Source organism: Amycolatopsis kentuckyensis, assembly GCF_041679295.1.
Lineage (GTDB): Bacteria > Actinomycetota > Actinomycetes > Mycobacteriales > Pseudonocardiaceae > Amycolatopsis > Amycolatopsis kentuckyensis_A.
The window spans coordinates 12,648-38,956 of record NZ_JBGDMD010000014.1 but is presented as its reverse complement, the minus strand read 5'-3'; the positions used below and the strand labels follow the sequence as shown (position 1 = coordinate 38,956).

Here is a 26,309-nt window from a genome sequence, read left to right as displayed (position 1 = left end):
CCAGGACGTGACACCACGTTAAGCCCGGGGGCGCCACCCAGGAATGGACAGGAGTCGCACGATCGCAGGCTTCCGTGCGACAGCTGTCGCATCCAGTACGGCCCTTCGCGTGACAGGATCACCTCATGCTCACCTCGAACGAACTGGCCGACCGGCTCTCGCGGCTGGCGGAGAAGTTCGCTGTGACCGGCGCGTCGGCCGCGCTGTGGCACGACGGCACGCTCGTGCGGGCGGAGACCGGGACGGTCAACGTGCTGACCGGCGCCCCGGTGCGGCCGGACACGCTCTTCGCGGCCGGATCCGTCACGAAGGTGCTCACCGCGTCCCTGGCGATGACCCTGGTGGACGAGGGGCGGCTCGACCTCGACGCGCCGGTGCCGGAGTACCTGCCCGGCTTCACCACGGCGGACCCGGACCGCTCGGCGGCGATCACCGTGCGGATGCTGCTCGATCACTCGTCCGGGTTGCCCGGCAACTACCTGCCGGACCTGGCGCCGGGCGACGACGTGCTCGAGCGGTTGATGCGAGAGCTCGCGGTGCTGGAGGTCACGGGTGTTCCCGGCCGGCGGTTTTCCTACAGCAACATGGGGATGAGCACGCTCGGCCGGGTGGTGGAGGTGATCACCGGAGATCGTTTCGACGTCGCACTCCGGTCCCGTGTCCTGCAGCCCCTCGGTATGAACGCGACCGCGGACGCCGAGGAGATGCTCCTCCACTCGACCGCCGTGGGGCACGTCGTCGACCCGGCGAGCGGGGTCGTCTCCCGGGTGCCCCGGCTGCGGGTCTGGCCCGAGTACGGCCCGGCCGGTTCCCGCTTGTGGCTCGACGTCGAAGCCCTGATCCACTTCGGACGGATGCACCTCGACGGGCATCCGCTCCTGTCGCCGGCGGCGGTGGAACAGATGCGCACGCCCCGGTACGACGAGTTCTGGGGGTGCCTGCGCGGGTGCGTGAACTTCGGGCTCGGCTGGGGCATCTTCCGGGAGGGTGACGACCCGGTCCTGACGCACTCGGGTGCCAACCTCGGCATGCATTCGACCCTCTACGTCATTCCCGGGCAGAAGGTCGTGCTCGCGGTGCTCACCAACAGCACCACCGGGGCGATGCTGCATTCCACGCTGTGCACGGAGCTCCTCGACGAGTTCTTCGACGCCCGCGGCCCGGCCGCGATCGCGCCACCCTCGTCGACCGCGAAGGTCGAGAACGAGCGGTTCACCGGGCGCTACCGGGCGCCCGACGGCGAGGTGTCGGTCGAGGTGCATGGCGGGCGGCTCCACGTTCGCTCGACCCCGGACGCCGGACTGGCGGAATGGGACCGGCTGATGGGCAGCCCGGTGGGAGGAGGGCGGCCTATGCCGATCACTTGTGTCGACAGCGAGCGGAGCCGTTTCGTGCTGGACGCCGGCAGCCCGGGCGGTTTCCTGCCGGTGCAGTTCGCCGGGCCGGCCGCGGACGGCCGCCCCACCCTGATCCGGCTGGGAACGCTGTACGAGCGGAGGTTGTGAGGGCGGACCTGTTCTGCCGCAAGGAGACTTACCGGCGCCGGATGCCCGCTATCAGGTTTTCCCAGTTCTCGTAGGCGATCCGCGCCCGGTCGGCGTCGCTGATCGGCGCGGTCTCCACGAAACGGCGGGCGGAACCGCCGTGCTCGCGGTTGAACGGGTGGTCCGAGGCGTACATGATCCGGTCCGCGCCCACGGTTTCCAAGCTCCACCGCAGGTACCGGTGGCTGGCGACGCCGCCCGGGGTGATGAAGACGTTCGTGCGGAAGTACTCGGCGATCGGGCGCTCCAGCGCGATCACCGCGTCGAGGGCCGCTACGCGGTCGAGGTAGAACAGCACGACCTCGCCCCAGTGTCCCAGGATCAGCTGCAGTCCCGGGAACCGGTCGAAGACCCCGGCGACGATCAGCCGGAGCGCGGTCAGCCCGGCGTCGTAGTGCCAGCCGAACGTCCCGGTGGCCAGCAGCTCGTCCACCGGACCGCCGAAGCGCCGGTAGTAGGCCTCGGTGACCGCCGGGACCGGCGCGCTCGGGTGCAGGTACACCGGGGCGCGCAGGTCCTCGGCGGCCTCGAAGATGTCCCAGAAGCGGGCTTCGTCGAGGGCCTGGCCGCGGGAGTTCGCGTTCACCAGGGCCCCGTCGAACCCGAGGCCCGTGACGGCCCGCCGCAGCTCGTCGGCCGCCGCCGCGGGTGTGGACGTCGCGAGAGCCGCGAACCCTCGGAACCGCTCGGGAAACCGGCCGACGGCGTCGGCGAGGACGTCGTTGGCGGGACGTTGCAGGGCGACGGCTTCGGCGGGGTCGAGGTCCTGCAAGCCGGGCGTCGTCAGCGACAGTACAGCGGTGTCGATCCCGGCGTCGTCCATCGCGGCGACGCGGCCTTCGCCGAGGTCGAGCAACGCGGCACTGGCGGCGGCCCGGCGCATCATCGGCGCGGCGAGCGCGGGGTCGTGCCGCCGCCACGCCGCGACCACGTCGGCGGTGGCGAAGTGCTCCTCGAGCCCGTAGAGCCTCATCGGATGCTCTTGAGCGCGCTGGCCCGGGGTTCGAGCTGGTTCGGGTGGGTGCTGCCGAGGGTGATCGCGGTCTTCACAGAGCGTCCTCTCACTTGAACATTCAAGTCGGACGCTAGCACTCTGACGTGAATTTTCAAGTCAGCTAGACTGGGCGGATGGCGGACCCCGGGCAGCGTCGGCTCACCACCGACGAGCTGTCGGCGTGGCGCGCGTTCATGCGGCTCGCCCAGCGTCTGCCGGCGTCCCTGGAAGCGCAGCTGCAGCGGGACGCGCGACTGAGCTTCCTCGAGTACTACGTGCTCGCGCACCTGTCGGAGCAGCCGGGCCGCCGGGCGCGGATGAGCGACCTGGCGGCCTTGGCGAACACGGAGCTGTCGCGGCTGTCCCACCTGATCGGCCGCCTGGAGAAACGCGGCTTCGCCTGCCGGGGAACGGATCCGGACAACGGCCGGTACACGCAGGCGATCCTGACGGACGCGGGCTTCGCGTACCTGGAGTCGGTCGCGCCCGGGCACGTGGAGCGGGTGCGGGACCTGTTCGCCGACGTCTTGACGCCGGCGGAGCTGCGCACACTGCGCCGGATCGCGGGCAAGGTACTGGCCCGCGTCGACGACCAAGCCGGATAGCGGCTGGGCGAATCGGGAAAACCGTTGTGCGGCAACCACCGGTTGTGTCCGCCGGTCAGGCGTGCGCGCAGGCGAACCGGGCCAGGCCGAGGTCGGCCTGGCCCGGTTCGCGCTCGGCCCGGGGGCTGCTCAGTCGCCGACCCCGGCCGGCTCGGCCGGTCCGAACACCGCCTTGATGAGCCCGCCCAACGCCGCGGGGAACACTCCCGCCGGGTCGGTGTCCCCGGTGGTCAGCGTGGCGGTCAAGGTCCTGCTGCCGTCGGGCGTGCTGATCATCAGCGCTCCGTAGCCTCCCGGAGCGCTGCCGTTGTGGTGGACGATGGTGCCGGCATCGGGGCCCAGGTCCTGCACCCAGAGTCCCAGGCCGAGCCCGAACTTCCCGTGCGGCGTGCGCATTTCGGTCAGCAGCGCGGCGGGCAGGAGCCGGCCGCCCAGCAGCGCGGAGATGAAGGTGCCGAGATCCTCGGCGGTCGAGATGAGGTCGCCGGCGCCGGCCAGCAGCGAGGGGTTCTGGCGGCTGACGTCGGCCACCTTCCACTCGCCGGCGTCCTGGTAGCGGTAGTAGCCGTGGGCGTGCGGCCCGGGCAGCTGCGGCGAGGTGGCCGACACCACGGTGTCCGACAGCCCCAGCGGCCCCAGGATCCGCCGCTGCGCCTGCTCGGCGTAGGAGAGGCCGGTGACCTTCTCGATCAGCAGCATGGCCAGCGTGTAGTTGGTGTTGGCGTAACTCTGGTCGGTCCCCGGTTCGAACCGCGCCGGCCGGGACAGCGCGAACCGCACGAGCTCCTCGGGGCGGTAGGTGTGGAACCGGTTGTCCACCCACGCTTTGCCCTGGGAGGGCAGACCCATCTCGAAATTGCCGTCGGCGTCGAGTTCGCCGGTGTAGTTGTACAGCCCGCTGGTGTGCTGCAACAGCATCCGCACCGTGATCCGCTGGTCCAGCCCGAGCTCGGGCAGGTGCCCGGCCACCGGGTCGTCCAGCCCGATCCGGCCCTCGGCCACCAGCTGCAGCACCAGGGTCGCGGTGAAGGTCTTGGTGACGCTGCCCGCCCAGGCCTGCCCGTTGGCCGGCGGCTCGGCGGTGCCGCCCAGCTCGCTGACCCCGGCGCGCCCGGCCCAGTCGCCGTGCTCGTCGTGCACGCACACCTGCGCACCGGCGAACCCGGCGTCGACGAACGCCCGGACGGCCTCCTGCAGCTCGGGCCGGGCCTCGACGGTGGCGGTGGTGTCGAACTTCTGCATCGTGCTCTCCGAAGAGTCAGGCGTCCCCGTCGGTGGTGACGCATCCGGTGGCTGCGATCGATGACCTGATCACGAGAACCACGATCGCGTCCGGCCCTGACACCGGACGGCCACTGCGCTGACACAGCCTCTGACAGCGATTCCGGCCCCCAGGCGGGTGTACGGTTGGCCCACCCGACGGGACCGGAGGGTGACGTCATGCCACTCCTTTCCGTAGAACGCGCGTGGCTCCGCCCCGACCTGCTGATCATCAGCGTGGCCGGGGAGATCGATGCTGTTTCGGTGCGGGGGTTGCAGCACGCGACCTGGAACGAGCCGGCGCCGGTGACCGTTTTCGACCTCGCGAAGGTGACGCTGCTCGGTGCGGCCGGACTCCGGGTCCTGGCGCAGGTCGCCCGGCGCGCACACGCCGAAGACCGGGTCGTCGCGTTGACAAGCCCGCCGCACCCGGTGTCGGTGGTGCTGCTGACGTTCTGGAACGACCGGCGGGTGCTGCTGTATTCGACGTTGCCCGAGGCGTTGCGCGCCCACCCGGCGGCGACCGGGCCGTGAGGAAGCCCGCGCACCCGGGCGAAGGATGTTCCTTCGCGATCGCCGTCGCCGCTTCCGGGGGAGGGTGCTGGTCCGGGACCACCCGGTCCGCCGGGACCCGATCCACGCGGTCGCCGAACCCCGTTGATCCGCTGTCAGCCGGAGTGGCGGTCCGAGGTCAGGATGGCCCGGACGGCCTTGCCGCCGGACCACCGCGGGCCGCAGCCCCAGTGCGTGGCCGGCTGCGCCACGATGTGCAGGCCGAGCCCGGACGCACCGGGCGTCGGCCGCGGCAGCAGCACGGCCGCGTGCGGATCGTCGTCGAGAACGGCCACGGTGAGCCGGCCCCGGCGCAGGTCCAGCCGCAGGGTGGGGGTCGAGGTGGTGTGCCGGATGGTGTTCTCCGTCAGTACCTGGCGCGACACCGGTGTCACGGTCAACGCCGTGCACCCCGGCATCGTGAGCACGGGCATCATCGACGACCTCGTGCCGGGCGCCCTCGCCCCTTCCGGACGCTGATCCACCGCCGCCTGCTCACCCCCGGGCAAGGCGCATCGGCCGCACTGCGGCTGGCGACGGACCCCGATCTCGCCGAGACGACCGGCCGCTACTTCATCCGCGACCGGGAAGCGGCTGGGCAACCGGCACGGCGTGAGGCGCGGTCCGATCCCCGGGTGCGCGGTGACCTCTTCAGCGTCTCGATGGCGACTGATCTGGTCTGCGGCTCGCGGAGCACGACCGTGATGGCCGAACTCGCTCGCGTTGGTCCCTGAACCGGCCGGGTGGTCGCGACCGTCCGATCCGGTCTGGTCAAGCGGGTTCGGCCAGCAGGTCGGTGAGGCCGGGTCCGGCGAGTCGCCGGTAGGTCCCGGCCAGCCATTCGGCGTCGTGTGGAAAGCCGTTGTCGATGGCCCAGCCGAGCAGGCCGAGCGTCGCGCTCGTGCAGAACTCGGCAACCACGTCGGCCGGAACGGGTGGGTCCACGGCGTCCAGCCGCAGGTGCGCGGTGAGCAGCTCGGTGAGCAGCCGGTGCAGGTGGCGCTGGACGACTTCGCCTCCTCGCTTGCCGCACAACGCCCGGAACGCCGGCTGGCGGCGGTAGGCGAACCGGAACACAGCCTCGGCGAGCAGTCCGGGACGGCCACCCGGCAGCGGGGGATCGAGTTCCTGCCGCAAGTCCGCGCTCAGGTCGTCGAACGCGGCGAGGAGCAACGCCTCCTTGTCCCGGTAGTGGGTGTAGAACGTCGACCGGCCGACATCGGCGCGATCCAGTACGTCCTGGACGGTGAGCCGGTCATAGCCCTTCTCGAAGATGAGCTCGAACAACGCGTCGCGGAGCACGCGACGAGTCCTGCGCACCCTCCGGTCCTGATCGGCCATGGTCCTCCTCGACCGTTCCCGGACAGTTCGCGGCACCTGTCCGGTAGTGAACAGCAGCTCTGGTTTTGGTTGTTGAACCACGACCACACAACCGAACAGAGTGTTCATCAACGGACTTTGTGTTCACAAGAGAGGTACTCCGAATGCCGATCTACATCTGGGTTTTCACGCTCCTGGCAGCACTGGGCATTCCCGCGGTGACTTGCGTGGCGCTCTACCGGGGCGCGCGGACCATCGGCCGGTCGAGACGGTCGGCGGCGCGCACAGCCATGGTTGCCGGCGCTGGGTGGGCAGCGTGGACCGCGGTGATCTGGGCACTGGCCGCGGCCGGGCTGTTCCACCTGCCGCCGGCGCGGCAACAACCGTGGATTCCGCTCGCGTTCACCCTCGGGACCGCCCTCGCCTTCGCAGCGAGCAAGCTTCCCGGCGTCCAAGCGATCCTCGCCGCGCCCGGTGCGCTGCGCCTGCTGGCGTGGCCGCAGGTGCTGCGCGTCGCTGGTGTCGTGTTCCTCGCGGCGATGGTCATCGGCAAGCTCCCTGCCGCGTTCGCGTTGCCTGCAGGCCTCGGCGACATCGCGGTCGGCCTGGCCGCGCCGTTTGCGATCCGCAGCGGCCGCGTGCTCTGGCTCAACATCACGGGCTTGCTCGACCTGGTCGTCGCCTTGACGCTCGGTATTCTGACCGGGGTCGGCCAGCGGATGGTTCTCGACGTGACGCCGTCCGCCGAGCAGGCAGGGACGTTGCCGCTGGTGCTGGTTCCGTTGGCCGCCGTGCCGTTGGCCGTCGCACTGCACCTGGTGAGCTTCGTCGTGCTCGCACGGGAGAGCCGGAAGCGCTCAGTCGTTCCAGCGTGATTCGACGGGTGTCGTGGACGCATGCATAGGCGCGCACGGGTTCGGGTCGGCGCGGCGGAGAAGCCGCTCCCGCGTCGGCGAAACCCGGGGCGTTTCGCTCAACGGATCGCGCAGCAGCCGCGAGAACCCGAGCTCGCCGGCGCCGATGAGGGTGGCGTCGTCCCCGAGAGCCGACACGCTCAGACGCACTTTTTCCTTCGCCACCGGCAGCACATTGCGTGCGACGCGACTGCGTACCCGCGGCAATACACCGGCGTACACATCCCGCAACATCCCACCGAAGACGACCACGGCCGGATTGAAGAGATTGATGAGATTCGCCACGCCGATGCCCAGCCAATCCCCGACGTAATCGAGCGCGTCGCGAGCGGCGGCATCGCCCGCGGCCGCGTCGTCGGCCACCGCCCGCACGGCGTCACGACCGAAGACCTCCGCCGGTCGGCCTGCCGCGTCCAGCAAGGCCCGTTCACCGGCTTCGGCCTCCAGGCACCCGCTGGAGCCACAGCCGCAAGGTCGCCCGCCGTGCGGGTTGACGACCATGTGGCCCAGCTCGCAGCCGTAGCCCGCGTCGCCGTCCAGTACCGTGCCACCCACGATGATCCCGCCACCGACGCCGACGTCGCCGTGCAGGTAGACCAGGTTCTGCTCCCCCATCCCGGCCCCACGAAGGTGCTCCGCGAGCGCTCCGAGATGCGCCTCGTTTCCCACCGGCACCCGCAGTCCCAGCCCCAGCCTGCGTGCCAGTTCAGCGCCGAACGCCTGGTCGACCCAGCCGAGGTCGGGGCCGAAACGGACGGTCCCGTCGCCGGGACGGATCATTCCGCAGTACGAGGCCCCGAGCCCCACGCAAGTCGACGTCGGCGGCGCCGCCTCGGTCAGCTGGTGGCCGAGCTCCGCAAGCGTCGTGACCACGTAGTCGAGATCGACTCCGGACCGGCGGCGGACAGCGACCTTGCGGTCCAGGATGACCCCGCCGAGGCCGATCCGGGCGGCGACCAACCGGTCCACCGCGACATCGAACGCCAATACGTGGAAACGCCGGGTTTCCGGCCACACGATGAGCGACGGGCGCCCCTGGTGACGATTGTCCGTCTGCGACACTTCGCGGACCAGGCCCGCCGCGCTCAGTTCCGCCGTCAACGCCTTGATGGTGCTTCGGTTGAGGTTCATCCGTCGCGCGAGTTCGGCTCGCGAGATTCCGTCGCTCAGGTGCACAAGGCGAAGAAAAGCCCCGCGATTGTGTCGACGCATCTCCTCCTGGTCCAACCCGACCCTCGAGCCGTCCCAGGGCGTCAGCAATTCCATGTCGTGTCCGATGCGTAGACTTGTTGCGGCCAGACTCGCACCAACGCGCCCTTCGCGCAATCCCGCGATGCGGCTGCTCAGCCGGCCGCCGTAGTTCAACCCGGATGCGGGACGACCGCAGTCGAACCGCGCGGGATGAGGGTGGGCGATGCCACGACCGTGCGTGGCATCCTCGGCGGACCACGCGTCGAGATCAAGTCAGCGGCACGAGCGGAAGAACGCGCGGACGTCCTCGACGAACAGCCGCGGTTGCTCCATCGCGGCGAAGTGGCCGCCGCGGTCGAATTCCGTCCAGTGGGTGATCGTCGGGATCGCCCGCTCGGCCAGCGAGCGCACCGGCCGGACGAAGTCGCGCGGGAAGACGGCCACCCCGACCGGTGCCCGCCACGGCGGCTCCGCGGCCGGGGCGTGGCGGAACTGCGCGGCCACCTCGAAGTAGAGCTGTGCGGACGATGCGCCGCTCGCCGTCAGCCAGTAGAGCGACACGTTGGTGAGGAGCTGGTCGCGGTCGACGGCCTCTTCGGGGAGCTCCGCCGAGTCCGTCCACTCCTGGAACTTCTCGACGATCCAGGCGAGCAGCCCGACCGGCGAATCGGTCAGCCCGTAGGAGATCGTCTGCGGCCGCGTCGCCTGGACCCGGATGTACGCGGGGGGATCGGTGTCGAAGCGCACCGCGTCCCGCAGCCGGTCCCGGTCGGATTCACCGAGCTCGCCCGGCTCCGGGTGCGGGCGGGTGATCAGGAAGTTCACGTGGGCGCCCAGCACGTGGGCCGGTTCCGTCCGGCACAGGTCGAGCGAGATCAGCGCGCCGAAGTCGCCGCCCTGGACCGCGTAGCGGTCGTAGCCGAGCCGTCGCATGAGCTCGGCCCACGCCCGGGCGGTCCGGGCGAGGTGCCAGCCCGGTTCGGCGGGCCGGCCGGAGAACCCGAACCCCGGAATCGACGGGACGACCACGTGGAAGGCGTCCCGTGGGTCCGCCGGGCCGGTCAGTGAATCGATGATTTCGACGAATTCCACGAAGGAGCCCGGCCAGCCGTGGGTCAGGATGAGCGGAACCGCGCCCGGGTGTTTCGAGCGCACGTGGAGGAAGTGTATTGAGGTTCCGTCGATCTCGGTGGTGAACTGCGGAAAAGAGTTCAGTCGCCGCTCCGCGCTGCGCCAATCGAAGCTCGTCCGCCAATACTCGGCGAGATCCTTGAGGTAGGCCAGCGGGACGCCGCGACTCCAGCCACAGCCCGGAATCTCGGCTGGCCACCGGGTGGCGGCGAGCCTGCGGTGCAGATCGTCCAGGGCTTCCTGGGGAATGTCGACGTGGAACCACTCCATGGAAAGTCAGCGTACCGTCGACGCGGTTTCCGCCTGCCGAGAGCGCAATCTCGGAGTTGAACCGGTGGAGCAACCTCGAAGAAGAGAATTGCGGGCGGACTGCATAAAGTGAATGGCAGGCCTGCCATTGCCGAAAAACGCCGGAGGTGTCCGATGGATGAGCAGCAGTGCCCGATCGTGCTCGACAGAGCCGGCACGGACGTTCACGCGGAGAGCGCCCGGATTCGCGCGAGGGGGCCGGTCACCCGGGTGGAACTGCCCGGCGGTGTCCTCGCCTGGTCCGTCACGAGCCTCGAACTGGCGAAGCGGGTGCTCGGCGACGAGGAGCGGTTCGCCAAGGACGCCCACCGGCACTGGCCCGCCCTGATCAACGGCGAGATCCCGCAGGCGTGGCCGCTGATCGGCTGGGTCGCGATGGACAACATGACCACCCACGACGGTGCCGACCACGTCCGGCTGCGCGGGCTCATCTCCCGCGGGTTCACCGCGCGCCGGATCGAGTCGATCCGGCCGTCGATCGAGAAGATCGCCAACGAGCTGCTGGACGAACTGGCCTGCGTGGACCACGGCGAGGTCGTCGACCTCAAGGCCCGCTACGCCTACCGGCTGCCGGCGAGGGTGATCTGCGACCTCTTCGGCGTGCCGGACGAGCTCCGGGCCGACGTGCTGCGCGGCGGCGAGGTCAACATCGACACGAGGATCACCCCCGAGGAAGCGGTGGCCAACGTCGAGCAGTGGCACGAGGCGATGCACGAACTGGTCGCCGCCAAGCGCCGGAAGCCGGGCGACGACCTGACCAGCGCGCTGATCGCGGCTCGGGACGAGGACGGCTCGCAGCTGACCGACAAGGAGCTGGTCGGAACCCTGCACCTGATGCTGGGCGCCGGTTCCGAAACGTTGATGAACCTCCTGAGCAAGGCCGTGCTCTCCCTGCTCACCCACCCCGCTCAGCTCGAGCTCGTCACCAGCGGCGGGATCGGCTGGAGCGAGGTCGTCGAGGAAGCGCTGCGCGTCGAGTCGCCGGTGGCGCAGCTGCCGTTCCGGTTCGCCCGGGCGGACACCGAACTGGGCGGGGTGACGATCGCCAAGGGCGATCCCGTGCTGATCGGGTTCGCCGCCATCGGCCGTGACCGGGCCGTCCACGGCGAGACCGCGGACCGGTTCGACATCACCCGGCCGGTCAAGACGCACCTGTCGTTCGGGCACGGCGTGCACTTCTGCCTCGGGGCGCCGCTCGCGCGGATGGAGGCGTCGATCGCGCTGCCGGCCCTGTTCGACCGCTTCCCCCGCCTGCAACTCGCGGTCGCTCCCGACGAGCTGGAACCGCAGGGCACCTTCATCATGAACGGCAACCGGACCCTGCCCGTCCGGCTGACGGCGTGAGCCGGATTTTCCCCGAGTACCAAGGAGAACACTGATGACCCGCCCGCACGTCGTATCCGCGGCCGAGTGGCTGAACGCGCGCAAGGAGCTGCTCGCCAAGGAGGAGGAGTTCGCCGCGGCACGCGAGGCCGTCAGCGCGGCCCGGCGCGACCTGCCCATGGTCGAGGTGGAAAAGGACTACGTGTACGACGGGCCGGACGGCAAGGTGCGCCTGCTCGACCTCTTCGAGGGCAGGCGGCAGCTGATCGTCTACCACTTCATGTTCGACCCCGCCTGGGACGAGGGCTGCAAGCACTGCTCGTTCATGATCGACAACGTCGGTCACCTCTCGCACCTGCACGCCTTGAACACGACCTTCGCGGTGATCTCCCGGGCGCCACTGGCGAAGATCCAGGCGTTCAAGGACCGCATGGGCTGGCCGGTGCCGTGGTACTCGTCGTTCGGCACCGAGTTCAACTACGACTTCCACACCACTTTGGACGAAGCCGTCACGCCGGTCGAGTACAACTTCAAGGACAAGGCGGCCCTCGAAGCGGCCGGCGAGTTCTGGTTCACCGAGGGCGAGCAGGGTGGCGTGAGCGTGTTCTTCCGCGACGGCGACACGGTGTTCCACACCTATTCCGTCTACGGGGACGGCACCGACCTGCTGCACGGCACCTACAACTACCTCGATCTCACCCCGCTGGGCCGGCAGGACGGTCCGGGGCGGCCGTGGCTGCGCCACCACGACAAGTACTCGAACTAGGACGTCGCTTCACCCCGGAGGTGGACAACCCGTGGCCACGCCCAAGGTGTCGGTGATCATCCCGACCTACAACCGCAGGGAGCTGTTGCGCCGCTCGCTGTTCCACCTCACGAGGCAGCGGCTGCCGGCCGGCGAGTTCGAGGTGGTCGTCGCCGACGACGGCTCGTCGGACGACACCAAGGAGATGGTGGAGTCCTACCGCGACCGGCTGCCGGTCAAGTACTGCTACCAGGCGGATCTGGGCTACCGCGTGTCGGCGGCCCGCAACGCCGGCGCGCGGCTGGCCGAGGCTCCGATCCTGGCGTTCCTCGACTCGGGCGTGCAGGTCGGGCCCGACTGGCTGACCCGCCACCTGGCGGCGCACCGCGCCCGGACCGAACCGATCGCCGTCACCGGCTACGCCTTCGGCTACAACCCGCCGAACCCGATGCCCGGCATCGGCGAGGCCCTCGCCGAAATGCTGCCGGAAGAGGTCGTCGAGCGGTACCGGGACGACCCGGCCTTCCTGGACATCCGGCACGAGCAGATGGCGCGGTGCGGCTTCGAAATGGACCGCAGGCTGTTGCCGTGGACGTTGTTCTGGCCGATCAACTGCTCGCTGCGCGCGGCGGACTTCCACGCGGTCGGCGGGTTCGACGAGGACTACGTCGTGTGGGGCCTCGAAGACATGGAGTTCGGCCTGCGCCTCTGGCAGCGGGGCGTCTCGTTCGAGATCTCGCGCGACGCCTGGGCCGTCGAGTCACCGCACGAGCGCGACGAAGCGCGCAACTGGGAATGGATGCGGCGCAACATCCGGATCTTCCTGGCCCGGCACCCGGAACCCGTCGTGGAGATCGGCTGGGCGCTGCTCGACTCCGGGCTGATCTGGGAGTGGGAAGACGAATACCGGCGGCTGCTGGACTGGACCGGGCGGATCGCCGACCGCGATGTCACCGCCGAGGTCGTCGCCGCGGTCTCGGACGTCCCGGCCGGCCACCGGATCGCGGTCGTCGGCTGCGGCGGCCTCCGGCCGGAGGCGGTACCGGGCTCGGTGCTGATCGACTTCGACCGGACGCTGCTGCCCGAGGGCGGACTGCACGCCATCGGGCTGCGGACGGCGTTGCCCGGCGAGTCGGTCGACACGGTGGTGCTCACCTCGCGGCTGGCCGGGCTGTGGGAGCGCTGGTCGCCGCAGCTGCTCGCGGAAGCCCGGCGGCTCGGCCACGACGTGCGCGTCTGCGACGGGCTCGGGGAGGCGGCATGAGCGACGTGGCCGTGCGGGCCCGGTGGGCCGTGACCGCGGTGTTCCTGTGCAACGGCCTGACCATCGCCAGCCTGCAGATCCGCGTTCCCTCGCTGAAGATCGGGCACGCGCTGACCGAGGCGCAGCTGGGCCTGGTGCTCGCCGCGTTCGGCGTCGCCGCGATGGTGGCCATGCAGCTCATCGGCTCCCTCGCGACGCGGCTCGGCAGCGCGCCGGTCATCCGGCTGGCCACGGTGCTGCTCCCGGTGACGCTGCTCGGCGTCGGGCTGGCGGGCACGGTCACCGAGCTGGTGGCCGCCGTCGTGCTGCTGGGCGGGGTGCACGGCATGCTGGACGTCGCCATGAACTCGCACGCGGTCGCCGTGGAGCGCGAGCGCGGCCGGCCGATCATGAACGGGTGCCACGCGGCCTGGGCCATCGGCGCGCTCAGCGGTTCGGTGCTCGGCGGCGGGCTGACCCAGGCCGGGGTTTCCGTGGCCACGCACTACCTGTGGCTGGCCGGTGTCCTCGTGGCGCTCGCCGTGGTGATCGGTCTGCACCTGCTGCCCGCGTCGGTCGACCGCTCGCCGCGTCCGGAGCGCGGCCGGCGGGCGCGGGGTGCCCTGCGCGCCGGCTGGAGCCGCCGCGTCCTGCTGTTCGGCGCGATGGGCGCGACGGTGCTCACCTGCGAAGGCGCGGTCTTCAACTGGGCCGGTGTCTTCCTGCACGACCACCTCGGTGCCGCGCTGGGCGTGGCGTCCTTCGGCTACATCGCGTTCACGACGTGCGAGACCGCGGGCCGGCTGGTCGGCGATCGGCTCCGGCAGCGGTTCGGCGTCCCGGCGCTCATCCGGACGGGCGGCGTCATCGCCGTGGCCGGGCTGGCCGTCGTGGTGCTGAGCCCGGATCCCTGGGTGGCGGTCGCCGGGTTCGCGGTGATGGGTATCGGCATGTCGACGCCGTTGCCGCTGATCTTCAGCACGGTCGGGCACATCGGGGCGAGCGGGGCCGGCGCGGCCGTGTTCGTCGCCCGGTTCACGACCTTGACGTACTCGGGCACGCTGATCGGCCCGGTGTTCATCGGCTGGCTGGCCCAGGGCTTCGGGCTGACGCTGACGCTGGGTCTCCTGATCCCGCTGCTGCTCGCCGTGGCCTGGAGCGCGAAGGCGACCGCGGTCGCCGACCGGCCGCTCGCGGCGCCCGCGGAGCTCAGCCATCAGTAGGAGGGGAAGCGCACCATGAAGGTTCTGGTCATCGGCGCCACCGGCTTCACCGGTTCGGTCGTCGCCGCGGCGTTCGCCCGCGCGGGCCACGACGTCGGCGCGCTGCAACGGCCGGGTGGCCGCCCGGTCCCCGCCGCCTACCGCGCGGTTCCCGGCGACCTGGCCGATCCGGCGTCGCTGCTCGCCGCGGCCGCCGGGTTCGACCTGGTGCTGCACGTCGGTGCGATCCTCAGCGAAGAGATCGACGTGCCCGCGGTGGACGCTTTGCTGGCCAGTGGCGTACCGCTCGTCTACACCTCGAGCGTGGACACCCTCGGGCCCGGTTTCGTCACCGAGGACAGCCTGCCCGACCCGCACCCGGTCGTCGGCTGGCGAGACGTCGTCGAACGCCGGGTACTCGCGGCGGGCGGCCGGATGATCCGGCCCGGGCTCATCTACGGCGAGGGTGGCGGCGTCGTCGACGACATGCTGAAGCCGCTGGCCGCGCGGGTCGGCGCCGGGGTGTACATCGGCGAGCCCGGCGTCCGCTGGGCGGCGGTGCACGTGGAAGATCTCGCCGAGCTGTTCCTCCTCGTCGCCGAGCTGGCCCCGCCCGCGTCGGTGTGGCACGCGGTCACCGAAACCGTCACGGTCGACGCGATCGCCACGGCGGTGGGCGACGGCACCGCGGTTTCGTGGCCGGAGGACGACGAGCCGCCGTCCGAGATCGCCGTGATCGCCGGGCTGTTCCGATACGACCAGGACGTGTCGTCGGAGAAGACGCGCCAGAAGCTGGGCTGGCGGCCCGTGCACACGTCACTCATCGAGTTCCTCGCCCGCTGAGCGCTCGTCAGGCGGCACGGGGGTTCTCGGTCGCGCCGGCGATCTCCCGGGACATGTAGACCGCGTCCGGGCCGTACCCGGCGGGTACCGCGACCTCCGGGTGGGCGCGATATCCCTGTGCCGCCCAGAAACCGGTGGTTCCGCCGACGGCGATCAGCGAGATCCGCTCGTACCGGAACGACCGGGCGGTCTCGGTGAGGTGCCGCAGCAGGCGCTTCGCCCAGCCGCGGCCGCGCAGCTCGTCGCCGACGACGATGTCGTGCAGGTGCAGGTTCGGCGAACGGAAGACGGTGTCCTCGGCGCGGGCCGGATCGGGGAACCGGAACCGCGGGTAAGGCAGGGCGAGCAGGTAACCGCCGACGCGGTCGCCGGCGTCCAGCACGAACGACGTCACCGGCGAGCTGCGGCCCCGCGACTCGAGCACCGGGCGGCTCTCGGAAAGCCCGCGGCCGCCGTACGCACGTGCCTCGAGCGCCGCGATGCCGGTCCAGTCCTCGGCGCTGATCGGCCGGACCCGCTCGGCGCGGACCGTCACGCAGGGCAGTGGCGCGTAGCCGTTGAAGCCTTGCGTCGTGTAGCTCGTGGAGTACGCCCCGGCGGAGTGGATCCACACCGGGTCCCCCGAGACGAGGTCGGCGGGCACGGACACCGGTCCGCCGCCGAACCGGTCGTCGCTGTCGCAGGTCGGTCCGGCGACGACAGCCGGTACGGCGCGGCCGCCGGTACGCGTGGGAAAGGTCAGGCGGTAGCGGAGCTGGTCGGTCTCGTACAGCCCGTTGAACTTGCCGCAGCTCAAGTACAGCCACCGCTCGTGGCGCACGGTCAGCCGGGCGACGTGGGCGCGGATCGTGCCGTGGTCGGCGACGAGGTGGCGGCCCGGTTCCGCGACGAACGCCAGATCGTGGCCCGACGCGTCCCGCAGCCGCTGCATCCCGGCCCGGATGGCGGCGAAGATCTCGGCGGACGGCGGAGCCAGCCGGCTGCCTTTGCGGGCGAAGTAGCCGCGGGCGGGCAAGCCGCCACCGAGGTTGACGTGGTCGAGCCGGATGCCCCGGGACTCCAGCCGCGGCAGGACCGTGGTGAGGCCGTCCAGGGCCTGCTGCCACGCGCGCACCGTCATCTGCTGCGAGCCGACGTGGAACGCCAGCCCGGCCGGGACGAGCCCGCGTCGCCGGGCCTCGGCCAGGACGCTCACCGGGTCGTGGCTGCCGTGCTTGTCGACGAGTCCCCACAGCGCGCCCTCGCCGGTGGTGGCCACGCGGCAGAACACCCGGGCTCCCGGCGCGTGGCAGGCGATCGCCCGCACGTCCTCGACGCAGTCGGTGGCGAACGTCGTGACACCGAGGCGGTGGGCGGCGGCGATCTCGGCGTCGGACTTCACGGTGTTGCCGTAGTGGACGTCCCGCGGGGACACCCCGGTCCGCAGTGCCTGCCGGATCTCGCCGGGGCTGGCCGCGTCGAAGCCGGCCCCCCGCTCGGCGAGGCACGCGAGCACCTCGTCCACCGGGCAGGCCTTCATCGCGAACCGCACCACGACGCCCGGCAGTTCACGGCGCAAGGCGTCGTACTGGCTTTCGATGCCGGTCAGGTCGAAGACGATCCGGTCGTCCTCGGCCCGGGTGAGGGCGGCACGCACGTGCCGCCGCTCAGCCATGGCGCACGCTCGTGGTCCGGGCGGCCTCGACCAGCCGTGCCCACGCGTCGATCAGCGTCGCGTGGTCCTCGACGTCTTGGCGGGCTTCGGTGAGCAGCCGGTCCCGGCCGTCCCGGATCTCGTCCGCGACGAGCGTGAACCGGCCGCCGAGCTCGCGGTACGCACGCTCCAGCCGGAAGCTCTTGGCTTCATTGGGTTTCCGGTCCTGGCAAGCGCTTTCCCGGACGATCGCCGCGATCGTGGCCGGATCGTCGTCGGTCATCCGCCGGTAGACGAAGTGGAGGTGGTACATGGACAGGATGAACTTCGCGAACCGCAGCTGGTAGGCGAGGAACCCGGCGTCGGTCTTGCGTTCGGGGGTGTGGAAGTTGACGATGTGCCGGTTGTGCCGGACGCCCGGCAGCCGGGCCTTGTCCGCCACGTGGATGAGGAAGTAGTCGCTGCCGATGGTGTCCGTGGCGGGCGGCAGCGGAATCCGCTCGTGCAGCCCGTGGAAGCTGATGTTGTGCATGTCCACCTCCATCGGATCGACGACGGCGAGCTCCGACCAGTCGCCGGTGAAGGGTGCCGAGCCGGTGAACGACTCCTCGACCAGTGCGCGCTTTTCCGCTTCGGGGACGTCGTCGGCGGCCCACAGCCCGACCAGGTCGTAGTACGCCGCGTGGTCGCGGACCTCGCCGAGGTCCACGGACATCTCGCCGACGAACGACGCGCCGACCATCGCGACGGTGCCGTCGCGCAGCGACGGATCCAGCCGGTTCTTGGTGGTCCGGACCAGGCGCGCGCGTTTGCCGAGGTAGCGCAGCTCCGCTTGGATCGGGAAGATCTTCTTCCCGTTCCACACCTGGAAGGAACTGTCCGAGTCGCGGCGGTGCACCGACTCGCACCCCAGCGCGGCCGCGATCAGGAAAGCCCGGTTGGTGCAGGCGCCGTACGAAAGGCGTTGTGGGAGCATCAACTCGGCCAGCAGGCCGGGTTCGGCGACGGCGGAGCGCTTGATCACCCGCGACAGGAACTCGCGCTGGGCGGCTTCGTCCAGATGCCAGACGTTGTCCGCTTCGCTCAGCACGCGGGCGTGCGCCGCGTACTCCGCCGACGAGTCGAGGACGAGCAGGTGCACCTCGACCGCGAAGTTCTTCGCGGCGTAGGCGGCTTCCTCGACGACCTCCGCGAGCGTCGCCGCGCACTCCCGGTTGGTCGGCACGGTCAGGCAGACGCGTCGCGTCTGCGCGGCTCGGGCGCTCACCGCTTGCCCCGGCCGAGTACGCGGGCGGCGATGTCCGGCCGCAGCAGTGCCTGGGGCGGGTCGACGAGTCCCGCCGCGCGCAGGAACGCGCGGCTGAGCCGGCCGTCGGTGACCGCGGCGGCCTGCAACCGGGGGATGTAAGCGTTTGCCAACCGCACCTTGAGGGTCCGGCGGCCGCCGACACCGGGGAAGCCGAGATCGGCGCCGGCGGACATGTCCCAGGGCGCGTCGATCGCCCGGGCGAGGTCCCGGAGGTAACGCCGTGGCTCCGGGGCGCCCTGCGCGAGGTGCCGGCCGAGCACGGTGGCTTCGATCGCCGCCACCGTCATTCCCTGTCCGTAGACCGGGTTGAACACGCAGGCCGCGTCGCCGAGCACGAGCAGGCCGTCCGGGAACCGGCGCAGCCGCTCGTAGTGGCGGCGGATGGACGCCGGGAACCGGAACGAGACCGGATCGCCGAGCGGTTCCGCGTCGCGGATCGCTTTGTGGATCTCAGGGACCGGCAGGGAGCGGGCGTAGGACCGGAAGCCGTCCAGATCGGCCGGCGGCCGGTCGCCGAGGATGCCGGTCAGCGACACGGCATAGCGGTCGGGCAGCCGGGCGAAGACGGCGCCCCGCGGCATTTCCGGTGTCGCGACCGGGATGATCGCGATGTTCCGGCCGATCGGGTCGAACGGCAGGGGCGCGGCGAAATCGCACGTCGTGTAGGTGAGGTCCATCGAGACCAGTTCTTCTTCGACCGCCGGGTAGCCCAGTTCCACCAGCCACCTCGGCGTCCTCGTGCCGCGGCCGGTGGCGTCGACGACCAGATCGCCGTCGATCACCTCTTCGGCACTTCCCTCGAATTGCGCGCGCACGCGCGCGCCGGTAATCCGGATTCCTCGCGGCGAAGCGGCCAATCCCACGATATCCGTCCGGTCCCGGAAGGTGACATTGGGCAGCGCCCGTACGCGCGCGCGAATCCGGTCTTCCAGCAGCGGCCGTCCGGAAGCCGCGCAGATCAAACCGGTTTCGGTTTGCTCGAGCATGCGTCCGTTGAAGTACCAGCTCAGGGTGGTGCCGAAATCGCCGGTCGGTGCGCCGAGGGCGGCGAGCTCGTCGGTCAGCCCGGGGAACAGATCGTCGAGGATCTGCTGCCCCTTGGCCAAAAGCGCGTGGATGTGCCGCCCCTGGGGAACCGCGCGCCGGGGCGCGGCGCCCGCCGGGAAATGGTCTCGATCCAGGACTGTCACTTTTCGAAAGGTTTCGGACAGCACGCGGGCGGCCAGTGTTCCCGCGATGCTTCCGCCGAGCACGATGGCATGGTTGCGAGCCGGATTTCGCACGAGCTGTCCCCCTTGGATCGTCAGAATGAGAGTTCAACGTTACTAATGGGTGCTCGTGCCTGTTCTCCAGTAGTGCGAGAAAATCCTGGAGCGTCCCACGGCGGTGCTAGCCTGGCTTGCGGAAGACGTGCGCTTTCAGTTGTCGAAGGAGCTGTTGATGAAGCCATTCCGCATCGCAATTCCCGATGCAGATCTGATTGACCTGGATCGCCGGCTGGCCGAGACGCGCTGGCCCGGCGAGATCCCGGACAGCGGGTGGACCAGGGGTGTCCCGCTGGGCTACCTGAAGGAACTCGTGGAGTACTGGCGGACGAGCTTCGACTGGCGGGCGGCCGAGGAAAAGATCAACTCGTTCCCCCAGTTCACCACCACGATTGACGGTGCGAATATCCACTTCGTGCACGTGAAGTCGCCCGAGCCGGACGCGACACCGCTCATTCTGACCCACGGCTGGCCCGGTTCGTTCGTCGAATTCATCGATATCATCGAACCGCTGACCAATCCGCGAGCGCACGGCGGGAAACCGGAGGACGCCTTCCACGTCGTCATTCCGAGCATCCCGGGCTTCGCCTTTTCCGGGCCGACGGGCGAGCCCGGCTGGGACCTCGCCCGGATCGCCAAGGCGTGGGCGGAACTCATGAGCGGGCTCGGCTACGACCGCTACGTCGCCCAAGGCGGGGACCTGGGGTCCTGGATCAGCGTCGGGCTCGCCGGCGTGGACTTCGAGCACGTGGCCGGGGTGCACCTGAACTTCCTGCCGACGCCACCGCCGCCGGATCCGGCCGCGCTCGCCGGGCTGACGGAGCAGGAGTTCGGGCGGCTGGGCAAGCTGGCCCAGTTCGTCGAGGACCAGTCCGCGTACATGAAGCTCCAGTCGACCCGGCCGCAGACGATCGCCTACGGGCTGACCGACTCGCCGGTCCTGCAGCTGGCGTGGATCATCGAGAAGTTCCGGGAGTGGAGCGACTCGGAGAAGGTGCCCGAGGACGCGATCAGCCGGGACACGCTGCTGACGAACGTCGCGATCTACTGGTTCACCGCGACCGCGGGGTCGGCCGCCCAGTTCTACTTCGAGAACGCGGCCATGCTGCCGACCGCGCCGACGCAGCCCGCGCCGCCGCCGCCGCTGCCGGTGCCCCTCGGTGTCGCGGTGTTCCCGCACGACCCGGGGCAGGCCATCCGGCGCTTCGCGGAACCGTTCTTCCCGAACATCGTCCACTGGAGCGAGTTCGACCGGGGCGGGCACTTCGCGGCCCTCGAGCAACCGGAACTGTTCGTCGGTGACCTGCGCGCCTTCAAGCGCGCGCTCGGCTGAACGACAACGTCGTGGAGCCGGCCCCCTTCCCGGGGGCCGGCTCCACGACGTCGGGTGCGGTGGCGGGGTCGGGTCAGACGTACGGCGAGTTGGGTTCGAGCCCGCAGAGGACCCGGCCGTAGAGCTCCAGGTTGACCTGGGGGTTGTTGAGCGCGTGCACCCCGATGGCGTGCAGGTCGCGCTGGATCCGCTGGATCGGCACGGCCCGGTGGATGGACGAACCGCCGCTGGCCAGGCTGAGCGTGTCGACGGCATCGGTCGCGAGCTGGCACACCCGGCCCATGGTGACGCGGACCCGGGCTCGTTCCTCGAGCTTCCACGGCGCGTTCAGCAGTCCCTTTTCGTCCACTGTGGACGCCAGGCGGCGGGCGTGGAACTCCGCTTCGTCGATGCGCAGGGCCGATTCGGCGACCTGCAGGTGCGTCAGCGGCGCTTCCCGTTGGCTGGTGTAGTCGGTGTAGGTGATGCCGCGCTCCGACGACCGCCGGCAGAAGTCCTCGTGGGCGGCTTTCGCCAGGCCGACCACCTTGCCGACCGAGGAAGCCGTGACCGCGGCGATCAACGGCACCCGGAACATCGGCAGGTCCCGGTTGTGCACGGACGCGTACTGCTGCTGGAGAACAGGGCCCATCGCCAGCACCCGCTCGTGCGGCACGAAGACGTCCTCGGCGACCGCGGTGACGCTGCCGGTGCCCTGCAGCGCCGACGTGTGCCAGTCGTCGAGCAGCTCGACCTGGTCGATCGGCACGAGGGCCATGATCGGCGCCGGGCCTTCGGCGGTCATCGAGATCGCGGCGAGCAGCTTCCACCGGCTGTGCGCGGCACCGCTGTTGAACGCCCATCGCCCCGACACGAGCACGCCGCCGTCGCACGGTTGCGCGGTGCCGGTCGGGCCGAGCGTGCCGCACACGCGCACGTCGGGTGTGGCGAAGACTTCCTCCTGGACCGCGTCCGGGAACAGGCCCACCAGCCAGGAGGTGATCCACCACAGGGCGACGGTGAAGGACGTGGCCCCGTCGCCGGAGCCGAGGTGCATGCCGACGTCGACCAAGGTGGACGTGTCGCACTCGTAGCCGCCGTAGCGCGCGGGCACCCGCATCCGGAAGATCCCGGCCTCGGCCAGCGCGTCGACGGTCCGGTCGTGCAGGCGCCCGTTCTGTTCGTGGCCGAGGGCGTTCGCGCGCAGCAATGGCACCAATTCCGCGGCCCGCCCGGCTAGTTCCGCTCCGGATGGCTGGACAGCTCCCATTTTTCTCCCCGTTCGACCGGTTCTTGTGCGGTTTCCGCAGGATTGGCGTGAATTTCTCGGTGAGATCTGCTATTCACGCGCTTTCGACTGTCGCAGCGATCGGCGGAGGCCCACATCTTCCGCATTGCTCGGTTTTCGCGTTGTTCAGCCGGTGGCTGCTTTACTGAAAGTAAGCGCTTGCACTGCGGTCACAAGGGAGAAGATTGCTGATGTCGGCCACCGATTTCGCGCCGTCGAGCCGCATCGCGGACTCGCGCGCCAACGCCAGGGGAGTCCGTGCGCTGCTGCCGGTAGCGGTCGTGGCGGTGGTCGCGGCGGCGCTCACCGTATTCGCTGTGCTTTCGACGAGTTCGACGATCTACTGGCAGGTCGATTACCTGGTGTACCGGGCGGGCGGTGACGCCGTCGTGCACGGCGTGCCGCTCTACGACATGGTCGTGCACACGCCGGCGTTTCCCACCATGCAGTTCACATACACCCCGTTCGCCGCGTTGTTGTTCGTTCCGTTGTCATTGTTCGGCACGGGTGCTTCCGGGACGCTGTGGCTGTTCCTGAATTTCCTGGCGCTCGGTGCGGTGATCTGGCTGGCGCTGCGCAGTGTGGATTCGCTGACGCGCCGTCAAATGCTGCTGCTGACCGTGGTCGGGATGGCGGTCGCGAGCCGGCTGGACCCGGTCTGGTCCAACAACCAGAACGGGCAGATCAACGTCCTGGTGCTGCTGCTGGTGCTTTTGGACTTCTCGCCGGTGCTGCCGAAGCGGTGGCGCGGCGTGGCGATCGGGCTGGCGGCGGGGCTCAAGCTGACCCCGCTGATCTTCGTCGTGTACCTGCTCTTCACCAAGCGCGGCCGTGAAGCGGGACGGGCCTGCCTGGCGTTCGCCGGTTCGGTGGCCCTCGGGTTCGTCGTCCTGCCCGGGGACGCCGCCTCCTACTGGTTCGGCGGGCTGTTCATGGACTCGCAGCGGATCGTCTCGGTGAGCGACGTGGTGATCAACCACTCGGTGTCCGGGCTGTTCGCTCGCCTGTCCCACTCGCCGCTCGCGCCGACGTGGGTACTGGCGATCAGTGCGGCCGTCGCGATACTGGGGCTCGCCGGGGCGGTGTGGGCGCACCGACGCGGGCAGGACCGGATCGGCCTGCTGGTCGCGGCCTTCACCGCGCTGCTGGTGTCACCGGTGTCCTGGCCGCACCACTTCGTCTGGATCGTCCCGGCGCTGGTTTGGCTGGGGTTCGCGGCCTGGCGGGCCAAGAGGATGCTGCCGGCGGTCGTCGTCGCCACCGCGGGCGCGTTCTTCCTCAACCCGATCTACCCGCCGCTCCAGCAGGCCGGCGCCGACGGCGAACCGGTCCAGTGGACGACGGCCGGCGAGATCATCGCCACCCTGGGCGGCTACCTGACGATCACCGTGGTGGCGCTGGCTCTGCTGCCGGTGTGGCTGCCCCGGCTGAGCCGTGCCCCCGAGCCCGCCGAGCAGATCGCCGACCCCGGACGGTGACCGACTGGGCCCGCATCGGCTTCGGTGTCAGCGGGTTCGCGCCGATCATGCGCGCGAACCCGCTGGTCCGCCCGCGGACCTGCATACTTCGGCCAGGCCGAGGTCTCGGGCGCCGGTCTGCCGCGCGGTTGCCGGTCTGACCTTCACCTTGGGCGGGGCGCACTGTGGGCCCGAACCGCAGGCGGCACCCGCCGGAGCCGGGAGGCAGCAGACCGTCCCATCGTCGCGGGCCCAGGCGTGTTGTGGACGGCCGCCGCGGCACCGACCGCCGGTAGGGTGCGGTCGGGAGACGGCGCCGTGTTCGGATTCGCCGCCGGGGTCCGCCGTCCGGAGCGCCGGGCCGGGCGGCTGTGGCTGCTCGGCGTGCCGACGACGCTCGCGTGGGCCGCCGCGGGCTGGTCCGGCGCGCTCGGGCTGCTGGACGGCTTCCGGCTGATGTCGCTGAACCGCGTCGACGTGTGGGGGGCCGACGCGGGCCCGGCGGTTTCGCTGGTGCTCTTCTTCGCCGCCGCGATCACGGTGGCGTCGTCGCTCGGCTTCGCGATGCTGTGGGCCGCCGGCCTTTCGCTGCACCGGGTGGGTATCGGCTTCCGGGCGGGCTCGCTGACCACGGCCCTGGGCGTGGCGCTGGGCAGCGGGCTGGCGATCCCCTCGTGGACACCGCCGGAGTCGGTGGGGCGGCGGCTGCCCTTCCTCGACGGGAAGGCCGAGCCGTGGTCCGACGTGGACTGGGTCGTCTACTACGAGCCGTACCTGGTGCCGGCGGTGTCCGCGCTCGTGGCGCTGGTCCTGATCGTGCTGCTGCTGCAGGCGTTCCTCAGCGAGGCGGAGGCGGACGACCGCGAGCAGGCGCTGCGCCACCGCGGCCGTCAGGTGACCGGCTCGGTGACGCACGTGGAGTTCACCGACGTGTGGGTCATGGGGCACCCGAAGTTCGTCGTCCACGTCCGGTTTCCGACGGAGACCGGGGAACGCGAAGTCGTGACGACGATGGTCACCCCGTTGTTCCAAGCCCCGTGCCGCGGTGCGGCGGTGCGGGTCCGCTACGACCCCCGAGACCCGGAGGCCGTGCTGGTCGAACCGGATCCGGCGGGGTCGCTCTTCTAGCACCGGGAGTGCTGCCGATGTCCGTTGTGCCCAGCCCCGTCCGTCCGGCCGCCCTCGTGCTCGAGAAGGTTCCGCTGATCCTCTTCAGCCTGGGACTTCCCGTCGGCTGCATCGGTCGTTCCGCGGGTCGCGCTCGCCAGGATCGAAAGCCTGCGCGCCGGCGGCACCGAAACGGGCGACGTCCCGCTCGGCTTGGTCCTCACGATCGCGCCCGGGGACGTGCCGTGGTTCCGCACCGGGATCACCCACCACGTCAACCTGGTCGACCTCCCGCGCTACCGCCCGGGTGACGTCCTCGTGGTCGAGTATCCGCCGGACCGGCCGTGGCGGGCCGAAGTCGTCCCGCACCCGACCGCGGAGTGGGAGGAACGCGTCGCCGGCGCGGTCGTCCAGCCGGCGCCCGAGTCCATTTTGGTCCGGGAGCCACCGGAGGGATGGGGGTTCGCGTCCGCCGCCCTCGCCGGCCTGTTGCTCGGCGCGGCCCTCGTGCTCGGCCTGTTCCGCGTCGAGCTGTTCGGCCCGGAGCCGTCGTCGTCCTCGAGTTCCGGCACGGTCACCGTCGGCCCGCACGAGTCGGCCCCGGACGCGGAGGAGCTGCGCGCGATCGTCGAGTCCTTGCCCGGGGGCAGTGCGTCCCCGGTCGTGCCGCCGCGCTGACCGGCACTCGTTGCGCCGGTTGGGTTTCCCGGCAACCGGGTCGAACAACTGATCGATCATCGACCTCGTCCTATATGGACTCGATTCGCCCGCGGGTCGTCAAACCGCAGGTCAGGGGCCGCTTCCTGGATTTGGATCACCGCACCGGTGGCGGAGTCGCCGGGGGCGCGGGAAGACTTTCTCGGCGACACAACAGAGTTCGGGGTCACCCTGTTTGGATTTTGTGCCGTCCTGGTAATACTCTGTGTGATGTCGGCCGATGGGCCTGACGGCTAGTTCCACTATGGAGGACTGGAATGACGAACAAGGCCCAGCTGATCGAGGCGCTGTCGGAGCGTCTGGGCGACGACAAGAAGGTGGCTGCGCAGGCCGTTGACGGTCTCGTGGACATCATCATCCGGACGGTCAACAAGGGCGAGAAGGTCAACATCACCGGCTTCGGCGTGTTCGAGAAGCGCGCCCGCGCCGCTCGGACCGCGCGCAACCCGCGTACCGGTGAGGCCGTGAAGGTCAAGAAGACCAACGTTCCCGCCTTCCGCGCCGGCACGACGTTCAAGGACGTCATCTCCGGTTCGAAGAAGCTCCCGAAGGCCACCCCGGTCAAGCGCGCCACGGCGACCGCGACCCGGGCGACGGCCACGAAGACCGCGGCCGCGGCTTCGGCCAAGGCGACGACGGCCCGCACCACGCGTGCCGCCGCGGCGAAGCCGGCCACGACGACGCGGGCGGCGACCACGCGGACCCGCGCCACCGCGGCGAAGCCGGCCGCGAAGGCCACCGCCACCAAGGCCACCGCCGCCAAGGCGGCCCCGAAGACCGCGGCGGCGAAGACCACCGCGGCCAAGGCCACCACGGCGAAGGCGACCACCACGCGGGCGAAGGCCGCCGCCAAGCCGGCCGCCGCGAAGAAGCCGGCCGCTGCCAAGGCCCCGGCCAAGCGCACGTCGGCCGCTGCCAGGAAGAAGTAACACCCGCTTCACCTGGAAGGGCCCCGCACCGGCTGGTGTGGGGCCCTTCTTCGTGCCGGCGGGAGGGGCCGCGGTGCGGCGCGCGTCTCCTGCGGAACCAGTGCGCGCGACGCGGG

At 70.6% G+C, this 26,309-nt stretch carries 24 protein-coding genes; 14 read left to right on the top strand and 10 right to left on the bottom strand.

The features are described 5' to 3' along the window. The first annotated feature begins 125 nt into the window (after positions 1–125). Positions 126–1,505, top strand: coding sequence for a serine hydrolase domain-containing protein (locus ACERZO_RS43305; RefSeq protein ID WP_372671802.1), 1,380 nt, complete (start codon positions 126–128; stop codon positions 1,503–1,505). Positions 1,506–1,533: 28 nt separating this feature from the next. On the opposite strand, the gene ACERZO_RS43300 is transcribed toward ACERZO_RS43305, so the two are convergent. Beyond that, on the bottom strand, positions 1,534–2,517 hold the full coding sequence (locus ACERZO_RS43300) for an amidohydrolase family protein (protein ID WP_372671801.1): 984 nt from the start codon (positions 2,515–2,517) through the stop codon (positions 1,534–1,536). Positions 2,518–2,672: 155 nt separating this feature from the next. Here ACERZO_RS43300 and ACERZO_RS43295 point away from each other — a divergent pair, with 155 nt between their 5' ends. Next, on the top strand, positions 2,673–3,143 hold the full coding sequence (locus ACERZO_RS43295) for a MarR family winged helix-turn-helix transcriptional regulator (RefSeq protein WP_372671800.1): 471 nt from the start codon (positions 2,673–2,675) through the stop codon (positions 3,141–3,143). Positions 3,144–3,272: 129 nt separating this feature from the next. Here the strand turns inward: ACERZO_RS43295 and ACERZO_RS43290 are convergent, their stop codons facing one another. Beyond that, on the bottom strand, positions 3,273–4,385 hold the full coding sequence (locus ACERZO_RS43290) for a serine hydrolase domain-containing protein (protein WP_372671799.1): 1,113 nt from the start codon (positions 4,383–4,385) through the stop codon (positions 3,273–3,275). A gap of 198 nt (positions 4,386–4,583) precedes the next feature. On the opposite strand from ACERZO_RS43290, the gene ACERZO_RS43285 reads away from it, so the two are divergent. Then, complete coding sequence (locus ACERZO_RS43285; RefSeq protein ID WP_372671798.1) at positions 4,584–4,937, top strand: STAS domain-containing protein; 354 nt, start codon at positions 4,584–4,586, stop codon at positions 4,935–4,937. Between the two features lie 134 nt (positions 4,938–5,071). Here the strand turns inward: ACERZO_RS43285 and ACERZO_RS43280 are convergent, their stop codons facing one another. Both ACERZO_RS43280 and ACERZO_RS43275 read right to left on the bottom strand, forming a co-directional pair. After that, entirely contained in the window at positions 5,072–5,392 is a 321-nt protein-coding gene (locus ACERZO_RS43280; RefSeq protein ID WP_372671797.1) for a hypothetical protein, read from the bottom strand. Positions 5,393–5,726: 334 nt separating this feature from the next. Further along, positions 5,727–6,275, bottom strand: coding sequence for a TetR/AcrR family transcriptional regulator (locus ACERZO_RS43275; RefSeq protein WP_372671796.1), 549 nt, complete (start codon positions 6,273–6,275; stop codon positions 5,727–5,729). A 164-nt stretch (positions 6,276–6,439) separates the two neighbouring features. On the opposite strand from ACERZO_RS43275, the gene ACERZO_RS43270 reads away from it, so the two are divergent. Beyond that, on the top strand, positions 6,440–7,150 hold the full coding sequence (locus ACERZO_RS43270; protein WP_372671795.1) for a hypothetical protein: 711 nt from the start codon (positions 6,440–6,442) through the stop codon (positions 7,148–7,150). Here ACERZO_RS43270 and ACERZO_RS43265 read toward each other — a convergent pair. Then, positions 7,133–8,455 carry an ROK family protein gene (locus tag ACERZO_RS43265; protein WP_372671794.1) on the bottom strand — a complete coding sequence of 441 codons (1,323 nt, stop codon included), beginning with the start codon at positions 8,453–8,455 and terminating at the stop codon, positions 7,133–7,135. The genes ACERZO_RS43270 and ACERZO_RS43265 overlap by 18 nt on opposite strands. A gap of 198 nt (positions 8,456–8,653) precedes the next feature. Further along, on the bottom strand, positions 8,654–9,781 hold the full coding sequence (locus ACERZO_RS43260; protein WP_372671793.1) for an epoxide hydrolase family protein: 1,128 nt from the start codon (positions 9,779–9,781) through the stop codon (positions 8,654–8,656). 153 nt (positions 9,782–9,934) lie between these two features. Between ACERZO_RS43260 and ACERZO_RS43255 the strand changes: the two genes are divergently transcribed. Genes ACERZO_RS43255 through ACERZO_RS43235 form a run of 5 tightly spaced genes read left to right on the top strand, consistent with a single transcriptional unit; the run spans position 9,935 to position 15,176 of the window. Beyond that, on the top strand, positions 9,935–11,164 hold the full coding sequence (locus ACERZO_RS43255) for a cytochrome P450 family protein (protein WP_372671792.1): 1,230 nt from the start codon (positions 9,935–9,937) through the stop codon (positions 11,162–11,164). A 34-nt stretch (positions 11,165–11,198) separates the two neighbouring features. After that, positions 11,199–11,909, top strand: coding sequence for a DUF899 domain-containing protein (locus ACERZO_RS43250; RefSeq protein ID WP_372671791.1), 711 nt, complete (start codon positions 11,199–11,201; stop codon positions 11,907–11,909). 31 nt (positions 11,910–11,940) lie between these two features. Then, complete coding sequence (locus tag ACERZO_RS43245) at positions 11,941–13,152, top strand: glycosyltransferase family 2 protein (RefSeq protein ID WP_372671790.1); 1,212 nt, start codon at positions 11,941–11,943, stop codon at positions 13,150–13,152. After that, positions 13,149–14,354, top strand: coding sequence for an MFS transporter (locus ACERZO_RS43240; RefSeq protein ID WP_372671789.1), 1,206 nt, complete (start codon positions 13,149–13,151; stop codon positions 14,352–14,354). The genes ACERZO_RS43245 and ACERZO_RS43240 overlap by 4 nt, the downstream gene beginning before the upstream one ends. A gap of 15 nt (positions 14,355–14,369) precedes the next feature. Then, positions 14,370–15,176, top strand: a complete 807-nt coding sequence (locus ACERZO_RS43235; RefSeq protein WP_372671788.1) for an NAD-dependent epimerase/dehydratase family protein — start codon at positions 14,370–14,372, stop codon at positions 15,174–15,176. 7 nt (positions 15,177–15,183) lie between these two features. Here ACERZO_RS43235 and ACERZO_RS43230 read toward each other — a convergent pair whose 3' ends face one another. Genes ACERZO_RS43230 through ACERZO_RS43220 form a run of 3 tightly spaced genes read right to left on the bottom strand, consistent with a single transcriptional unit; the run spans position 15,184 to position 19,371 of the window. Beyond that, entirely contained in the window at positions 15,184–16,830 is a 1,647-nt protein-coding gene (locus ACERZO_RS43230; RefSeq protein WP_372671787.1) for a GNAT family N-acetyltransferase, read from the bottom strand. Next, complete coding sequence (locus ACERZO_RS43225; protein WP_372671786.1) at positions 16,823–18,076, bottom strand: DUF6271 family protein; 1,254 nt, start codon at positions 18,074–18,076, stop codon at positions 16,823–16,825. Before ACERZO_RS43225 ends, ACERZO_RS43230 begins: the two co-directional genes overlap by 8 nt. Then, entirely contained in the window at positions 18,073–19,371 is a 1,299-nt protein-coding gene (locus ACERZO_RS43220; protein ID WP_372671785.1) for an FAD-dependent oxidoreductase, read from the bottom strand. The genes ACERZO_RS43225 and ACERZO_RS43220 overlap by 4 nt, the downstream gene beginning before the upstream one ends. A 187-nt stretch (positions 19,372–19,558) precedes the next feature. Here ACERZO_RS43220 and ACERZO_RS43215 point away from each other — a divergent pair, with 187 nt between their 5' ends. Beyond that, a complete protein-coding gene (locus ACERZO_RS43215; RefSeq protein ID WP_372671784.1) occupies positions 19,559–20,716 on the top strand; it encodes an epoxide hydrolase family protein in 1,158 nt (385 codons plus the stop codon). A gap of 73 nt (positions 20,717–20,789) precedes the next feature. Here ACERZO_RS43215 and ACERZO_RS43210 read toward each other — a convergent pair whose 3' ends face one another. Then, positions 20,790–21,965 carry an acyl-CoA dehydrogenase family protein gene (locus tag ACERZO_RS43210; RefSeq protein ID WP_372671783.1) on the bottom strand — a complete coding sequence of 392 codons (1,176 nt, stop codon included), beginning with the start codon at positions 21,963–21,965 and terminating at the stop codon, positions 20,790–20,792. A 209-nt stretch (positions 21,966–22,174) separates the two neighbouring features. Between ACERZO_RS43210 and ACERZO_RS43205 the strand changes: the two genes are divergently transcribed. The 4 genes from ACERZO_RS43205 (at position 22,175) to ACERZO_RS43190 (ending at position 26,193) form a co-directional block, all read left to right on the top strand. Continuing rightward, positions 22,175–23,461, top strand: coding sequence for a glycosyltransferase 87 family protein (locus ACERZO_RS43205; RefSeq protein ID WP_372671782.1), 1,287 nt, complete (start codon positions 22,175–22,177; stop codon positions 23,459–23,461). 297 nt (positions 23,462–23,758) lie between these two features. Further along, the gene (locus ACERZO_RS43200; RefSeq protein WP_372671781.1) at positions 23,759–24,568 is read left to right on the top strand and encodes a DUF3592 domain-containing protein; all 810 of its coding nucleotides are present in this window, start codon (positions 23,759–23,761) and stop codon (positions 24,566–24,568) included. A 192-nt stretch (positions 24,569–24,760) separates the two neighbouring features. Beyond that, positions 24,761–25,225, top strand: coding sequence for a hypothetical protein (locus ACERZO_RS43195; RefSeq protein ID WP_372671780.1), 465 nt, complete (start codon positions 24,761–24,763; stop codon positions 25,223–25,225). 296 nt (positions 25,226–25,521) lie between these two features. Next, positions 25,522–26,193 carry an HU family DNA-binding protein gene (locus ACERZO_RS43190; RefSeq protein ID WP_372671779.1) on the top strand — a complete coding sequence of 224 codons (672 nt, stop codon included), beginning with the start codon at positions 25,522–25,524 and terminating at the stop codon, positions 26,191–26,193. Positions 26,194–26,309: the final 116 nt, after the last annotated feature.

Bases quoted from the DNA above. Each gene is read 5' to 3' on its own strand.
- ACERZO_RS43305 (WP_372671802.1), top strand. From the start codon at position 126: ATGCTCACCTCGAACGAACTGGCCGACCGGCTCTCGCGGCTGGCGGAG.
- ACERZO_RS43300 (WP_372671801.1), bottom strand. From the start codon at position 2,517: ATGAGGCTCTACGGGCTCGAGGAGCACTTCGCCACCGCCGACGTGGTC.
- ACERZO_RS43295 (WP_372671800.1), top strand. From the start codon at position 2,673: ATGGCGGACCCCGGGCAGCGTCGGCTCACCACCGACGAGCTGTCGGCG.
- ACERZO_RS43290 (WP_372671799.1), bottom strand. From the start codon at position 4,385: ATGCAGAAGTTCGACACCACCGCCACCGTCGAGGCCCGGCCCGAGCTG.
- ACERZO_RS43285 (WP_372671798.1), top strand. From the start codon at position 4,584: ATGCCACTCCTTTCCGTAGAACGCGCGTGGCTCCGCCCCGACCTGCTG.
- ACERZO_RS43280 (WP_372671797.1), bottom strand. From the start codon at position 5,392: ATGATGCCCGTGCTCACGATGCCGGGGTGCACGGCGTTGACCGTGACA.
- ACERZO_RS43270 (WP_372671795.1), top strand. From the start codon at position 6,440: ATGCCGATCTACATCTGGGTTTTCACGCTCCTGGCAGCACTGGGCATT.
- ACERZO_RS43265 (WP_372671794.1), bottom strand. From the start codon at position 8,455: ATGGAATTGCTGACGCCCTGGGACGGCTCGAGGGTCGGGTTGGACCAG.
- ACERZO_RS43260 (WP_372671793.1), bottom strand. From the start codon at position 9,781: ATGGAGTGGTTCCACGTCGACATTCCCCAGGAAGCCCTGGACGATCTG.
- ACERZO_RS43255 (WP_372671792.1), top strand. From the start codon at position 9,935: ATGGATGAGCAGCAGTGCCCGATCGTGCTCGACAGAGCCGGCACGGAC.
- ACERZO_RS43250 (WP_372671791.1), top strand. From the start codon at position 11,199: ATGACCCGCCCGCACGTCGTATCCGCGGCCGAGTGGCTGAACGCGCGC.
- ACERZO_RS43240 (WP_372671789.1), top strand. From the start codon at position 13,149: ATGAGCGACGTGGCCGTGCGGGCCCGGTGGGCCGTGACCGCGGTGTTC.
- ACERZO_RS43235 (WP_372671788.1), top strand. From the start codon at position 14,370: ATGAAGGTTCTGGTCATCGGCGCCACCGGCTTCACCGGTTCGGTCGTC.
- ACERZO_RS43230 (WP_372671787.1), bottom strand. From the start codon at position 16,830: ATGGCTGAGCGGCGGCACGTGCGTGCCGCCCTCACCCGGGCCGAGGAC.
- ACERZO_RS43215 (WP_372671784.1), top strand. From the start codon at position 19,559: ATGAAGCCATTCCGCATCGCAATTCCCGATGCAGATCTGATTGACCTG.
- ACERZO_RS43210 (WP_372671783.1), bottom strand. From the start codon at position 21,965: ATGGGAGCTGTCCAGCCATCCGGAGCGGAACTAGCCGGGCGGGCCGCG.
- ACERZO_RS43205 (WP_372671782.1), top strand. From the start codon at position 22,175: ATGTCGGCCACCGATTTCGCGCCGTCGAGCCGCATCGCGGACTCGCGC.
- ACERZO_RS43190 (WP_372671779.1), top strand. From the start codon at position 25,522: ATGACGAACAAGGCCCAGCTGATCGAGGCGCTGTCGGAGCGTCTGGGC.